This is a genomic window from Frankia sp. CoBUL1, assembly GCF_978021245.1.
This window is the reverse complement of sequence record NZ_CDXDOS010000218.1, coordinates 1-5,799: the sequence shown is the minus strand read 5'-3', so window position 1 is coordinate 5,799 and position 5,799 is coordinate 1. Positions and strand designations below refer to the sequence as shown.

Genomic DNA, 5,799 nt, shown 5'->3' with positions numbered 1-5,799 from the left:
GCCCGCACCCGTCCCCCATGCCGGCCGCGTCCCCCACACCGGCCGCGTCCGGCGTCGCGGCGATCCCGTCGCAACGCCGGCCGACGAACCCGGACAGGACAGACCGGACCAACGGGACCCGACCACTGGGGGATGCCGGTCGAAGCCACTGATCGGCTCGTACCCCCGCGACCGCCAGGCGGCCGACAACGACGATGGATGGCAATGAGATCGATACGAAGCGCGACACACGCGATGCGACATCGCCTACGTTTAGTCGCTCACAGAATACAATGCATTACTCATGGCGAAGGATGTAAAGGGCGACTGGAGGTCGAGGTCGGTGGTCCCCTCTCCTGTCCGGTCGCGCGTCCTGCTGGTGACGCACTACTTCCCCCCGGAGACCGGAGCTCCCCAGTCCCGGTTGTCGGAGACGGCACGCGCGTGGGCGGCGAACGGGCTCGACGTCACCGTACTCACCGGCATGCCGAACCACCCGACGGGCAAGATCCCTGCCGCCTATCACGGCGCCTGGCTGCGGACCGAGCGGGTCGACGGGTACCGCGTCGTACGCACCTGGCTCTATGCCACTCCCAACGAGGGGATCACCCGCAAGACCCTCGGTCATCTGTCGTTCATGGTCACCAGCGTCCTGCTCGGCGGCTGGCCCGCCGGCCCGGCCGACGTGGTGGTGGTGTCCTCGCCGACCTTCTTTCCCCTCGGCTCGGCCTGGCTGCTCGCCAGACTGCGCGGCGCCCGGCTGGTCGTGGAGGTCCGCGACCTGTGGCCGGCCATCTTCGAGCACCTCGGCGTCCTCACCGACCGGCGGGTCCTCGGCGTTCTCGAACGCCTCGAACTCGCCGCCTACCGGGCCGCCGACGCCGTTGTCACGGTGACGGAGGGGTTCCGGGAGGACATCGTGCGACGAGGCATCGCGCCGCGCAAGGTGCACGTGATTCCCAACGGCGTGGACCTCCGCCGGTTCCACCCGACGACCGCGGCCTCGGCCGACATCCGGGCCTGGCTGGGCGCCACCGACGGCGACACCCTCGTGCTCTACCTCGGCGCCCACGGCATCTCGCACGGGCTGACCTCGATCGCCGACGCGGCCGCCCGGGTGACCGGCCGGCCGATCCGGTTCGCCTTCGTCGGTGAGGGGGCCGAGAAACGCAGGCTCATCGGGCACGTCGAGAGCCTGGGGCTGGCCAACACGGTGCTGCGCGACGGGGTTGCCCGCGAGGAGGTACCCGCCGTCGTCGCGGCCGCCGACATCTGCGTTGTCCCGCTGCGGGACGTGCCGATGTTCGACACGTTCATCCCGTCGAAGATGTTCGAGTTCCTCGCCGCGGGCCGCCCGGTGATCGGGGCGGTCCGCGGCGAGGCGGCCCGGATCCTCCTTGCCGCCGGACAGATGGTCGTGCCCCCCGAGGACCCGGCCGCGCTGGCGGAGGCGATCCTGGCCCTGGCGGCGGACCCGGACCGCCGGGCGCGGATGGCCCGCGGCGGGCGGGCGCACGTCGAGGCCCACTACGATCGCGACGACCTGGCCCGCCGGTACCAGACGCTGCTGTTCGACGACGCACCGTTCCCGGCGCTGCCCCCACCGACGACCCTTTCCCCACCGGTGCAGGTACCCGCACCGGACGTGGTCGCATGAGGTTCCTCATCACCGGTGGCACCGGTTTCCTCGGAAGCCGGGTGGTCGACCGGGCGCTCGCGGACGGACACCGGGTCGTCGGGCTGGCGCGCAGCGACGCGGCGGCGACGAAGCTGCGCCGACGCGGCGCGGGGACTGTGCGCGGTGACCTCGACGATCCGGCGACGTTGCTCCCGGCGTTCCGCGAGGCGAACTGCGAGGCGCTGATCAACATCGCCTCACTCGGGTTCGGCCATGCGGAGACGATCGTGACCGCCGCCCGTGCGGCCGGCATTCGCCGGGCCGTCTTCCTTTCCACCACCGGGATCTTCACCACGCTCGATCCACCCTCGAAGCGGATCCGGGTAGCGGCCGAGGGGACCATCGCGGCGAGCGGGCTGGACTGGACGGTCATCCGACCGACGATGATCTACGGGGGTCCCGACGACCGGAACATGGCCCGACTGCTGGCGCTGCTCCGGCGCGTTCCGGTGCTGCCGGTCCCCGGCGGTGGGCATCATCTGCAGCAGCCGGTGCACGTCGAGGACCTGGCCCGCACCGTGCTGCGCGCAACGACGACCGCGGCGGCGATCGGACGCGCCTATGACGTCGCCGGGCCGGAGGCATTGACGTTCCGGCAGGTCGTGATCACGGCCGGCGCCGCCGTCGGCCGACGGGTGATCTGCGTGCCCGTGCCGGTCCGCCCCGTCATCGCCGTGACCCGCGCCTACGAGCGGCGGGTGTCCTCGCCAAGGTTGAAGGCCGAACAGATCGCCCGGCTCACCGAGGACAAGGCGTTCGCGATCGACGCGGCCCGCCGCGATCTGGACCATCGTCCGCGGCCGTTCGCGGCCGGCATCGCGGCGCAGGCCGCCTCATCACCCGATCGGGTGACCCCCAGCTGCTCTCCCGACCGAACGGAGACCCGGATGTTCCGGATCGACCAGGCCACCCAGCTGCTCCAGGACCTCCAACGGATCGCCAGGGTGGCTGGTCCCCCGACGGCGCTGCGCTTCGGTGCCGCCGTGGCCCGGCATGCTCCGACCATCCGCCGGGCGGGCAACCTGGATGCCGCCGACCGGGCGATGGCCGCCGGCGGCCACACCTACCGGCCGCTGCCCGGGGTGACGGTCGTGTTGCCCGGCACCGCGTTCGGCGGCGCGCGCGAGATGTACTGCCGCGGGGTCTACCACGCTCTCCCCGGGTACGCGCCTGCGGCCGGCGAGGTCGTCGTCGACCTCGGCGCAAACCAGGGCCTGTTCTCGGTGCTCGCGGCGCGAGCGGGCGCCGATGTGATTGCCGTCGAGGCGCAGCGCGGGTTCGCCCCCGCCTTCATCAACCATGCCGCCGGCAACGGTGTGTCGAACCACATCCAGCTGCTCCACGCCCTGGTCGGTCCGACCGCCGGCGTGTTCGCCGATCCGCGGGCCCGCCGGAACGCGACACACTGGGACGGGGACGTCGACGTCCTCACCATGGCAGAGGTGTTCGAGGCTGGCGGGGTCGACCAGGTCGACCTCGTCAAGCTGGACATCGAAGGCTCCGAGTTCGCCCTGTTCGACGAGCCTGGATGGCTGGACGCGGTTGGTCGGATCGTGATGGAGGTGCACACCGGGTTCGGCGATCCCCGTACGCTCGACGACCTGCTGGTCCGGCACGGCTTCGAGGTCACTCTGCTCGGTAACGACCTGGTGCCGACTACCCATCTGGGCGACGCGGCGTCGGGCTACCTCTACGCCCGCCGGACCCGATCGACGACCCGGGCCATCCGCGGGTCCGCGCAGCCCGACGGTCGCCCGGTGTCGGTACCCGGCAGCCGCCCGTCATCCGAGCCCGGTCTCGTCGACGACCCCGCACCGCGGGGTGTCTCGGCGTGAGGCCGACCTCCAGCACCCACCCGATCCTGGTCGACTGTGCCGGTGCCCGGATGGGCGGGGCGTTGCGGTTCCTGACCGAACTGGACGGTTACCTGAGCTTTCGGCCGGGCCTGCAGGTCCAGCTGGTCGGCCGAGATCGCCGGATCGGACCGGGCTGGCTCGCCCGCCGGGAGCGGCCTGGGCGGTACGCGCGCGCGATCGCCCTCAACAACGTCGGCTTCCTCGCGACCCGCGGCGAACGGTGGGTCCTGCTGCGCAACGTGCTGCACTTCCTGCCGGCGGAGGAGGCCCAGCGGCTACCCGGCGGCCTGCCCGACGGCGTGGCACGGACAGCACGTCTCGTGCGGCTGTTCGCCCGTCGTGCGGACGTGATCGTCGTACCGACGACCACGATGGCGGACCGGGTTCTCACCGTACTTCCGAGCCTGTCCGCCAGGCTGGTGGTCCGGCCCCATCCGCTGTCCCCCGATCCGGCCCCTCCCCAGACCCGTACGCCGGGCCGGTTTCTGTGTCCCGTGTTGTTCGCGCCGTTCAAACCGATGGGGCGCCTGCTCCGCATGGTCGATGCCGCCGCGACCCGGCTTCAGGAGGAGATCGGAGCCCACCTCGCGATCACGGTCACCGCGACCGATCGCGAGGCCCACGAACACGGCCTGTCCCGCTGTCGGACGCTGAGGTTCGTGGGCCGGCTGACGCCGGCCGAGCTGCGGGCCCACCAACGCGATGCCGGCGCGTTGCTGCAGCCGACGACGATCGAGTCCTTCGGCTACCCTCTCGCCGAGGCACGGCTCGCCGGGATACCCGTCATCGCCCGCGACACCTCACACAACCGCGAGGTGGCCGGCCCGGTTCTGGTGCCGTACTCCCGGGAGTCGGCGGATGATCTCGCCGTGGCGCTGCGCACGGCGCTCACGTTCACGCCACGGCCCGAGACGGGAAACCCCTTCGATCCGACGCGTTACTTCGACTGGTTGCTCGACGCAGGAGAGAGCTCACCGTGACGACGCAGACCCACCGAATCCCGCCGCGCCAGGGCCCGTCATTCCCCGCGCCAGAACCAGCCGCGCCAGAACCAGCAACGACGCGAACCCCGCGCCGAGCGAACTGGCCGACCCCCTATGACACCGCAGCCCCCGCCGGATCGACACAGCCACAGCCGGCGCCGGGATCGGTTCCCGTCACCGCGATCATCCTCGCCCACAACGAGGCACCGAACATCGTCCGGGCGATCAGGTCCGTCGGTTGGTGTCGACAGGTCGTCGTCGTGGACTCGGGTTCCACCGACGGCACCGCGGATCTGGCCCGCGCCATCGGTGCGACCGTCTGGCACGAGCCTTGGCGTGGATTCTCCGGCCAGCGGCAGTGGGCGATGACCCACCCGGGGATCGCCCACGACTGGGTGTACTTCCTCGACAGCGACGAATGGGTGTCCACCGCGCTCGCCGCCGAGATCGCCGCCCGGCTGGGGACGGCGGACTGCGCGGCCTACAGCCAACGACGCCGGCTGGTGTTCGAAGGCCGCTGGATCGCGCACTGCGGGTGGTACGCGAACAGCTGGCAGGCGCGGCTACTCGATCGGCGGGTGGCGTACTTCGACAACGCCGTCACCTACAGCGAACGGGCCGTGGTCACTGGTGAGGTCGGACGGCTGTCCGCCGACCTGATCGACGAGGACCACAAGGGACTCGCCGCCTGGCTACGCAAGCACGTGCGCTACGCCGAACTGGAGGCGGCGCGCCGCGTGACGCAGCCCGCTGTCCGGGAGCGGTTGGCGCGGGTCCGCGAGGAGGTGCGCCGGCCCACCGGGTCGACCCGACCGCTCACGCGGACCATCGCGAGGGACGTGATCTTCCCGCTGGTTCCGGCCAAGCCGGCGGTCCTCTTCTGCTACATGTACCTGCTGCGGAGCGGATGGCGGGATGGGCGGCAGGGGCTGCTGTTCTGTCTCTACTACGCCTGGTATGAGCTCACGATCGGCACACTGACCCGGTCCGTTCACCGGTGACCGCGTCGGTTCCGCTCGGTCGCTACCTGCGCACCACCGCGGGACTGCGACCGGTCCAGCTCGGCGCCCGTGTCCGGCTGCGCGGGCAACGGGCCGTCCTGAGTCGCCACCCGGGCCTGGGCGAGATGCTGCTGCGCGGCAGGCCGCCAGCGGAATCCTGGCCGATCGGGTTCCTGCCGTTCGACGGCAGATGCCCGCCGGCTCGGCCGATGTTCGACGAGATCGTCGCGGGCCGCCTCACCCTGCTCGGTCACTCCCGCGATCTGTGTCCCCGGGACTCCAGCACCCCCGCTGCTGGAACC

At 71.5% G+C, this 5,799-nt stretch carries 4 protein-coding genes and 1 pseudogene; all 5 read left to right on the top strand.

Going from position 1 to position 5,799, the window contains the following annotated elements; all coding sequences use genetic code 11:
• Positions 1-322: 322 nt before the first annotated feature.
• Positions 323-1,636, top strand: a complete 1,314-nt coding sequence (locus AC08OX_RS14130) for a glycosyltransferase family 4 protein (RefSeq protein ID WP_476608250.1) — start codon at positions 323-325, stop codon at positions 1,634-1,636.
• A complete protein-coding gene (locus tag AC08OX_RS14125; RefSeq protein ID WP_476608249.1) occupies positions 1,633-3,492 on the top strand; it encodes an FkbM family methyltransferase in 1,860 nt (619 codons plus the stop codon). Before AC08OX_RS14130 ends, AC08OX_RS14125 begins: the two co-directional genes overlap by 4 nt.
• Complete coding sequence (locus AC08OX_RS14120; RefSeq protein WP_476608248.1) at positions 3,489-4,493, top strand: glycosyltransferase; 1,005 nt, start codon at positions 3,489-3,491, stop codon at positions 4,491-4,493. The genes AC08OX_RS14125 and AC08OX_RS14120 overlap by 4 nt, the downstream gene beginning before the upstream one ends.
• A complete protein-coding gene (locus tag AC08OX_RS14115; protein ID WP_476608247.1) occupies positions 4,490-5,497 on the top strand; it encodes a glycosyltransferase family 2 protein in 1,008 nt (335 codons plus the stop codon). Before AC08OX_RS14120 ends, AC08OX_RS14115 begins: the two co-directional genes overlap by 4 nt.
• Positions 5,494-5,799, top strand: a pseudogene (locus tag AC08OX_RS14110) (heparinase); the annotation flags it as partial. The gene AC08OX_RS14115 and the pseudogene AC08OX_RS14110, both read left to right, overlap by 4 nt.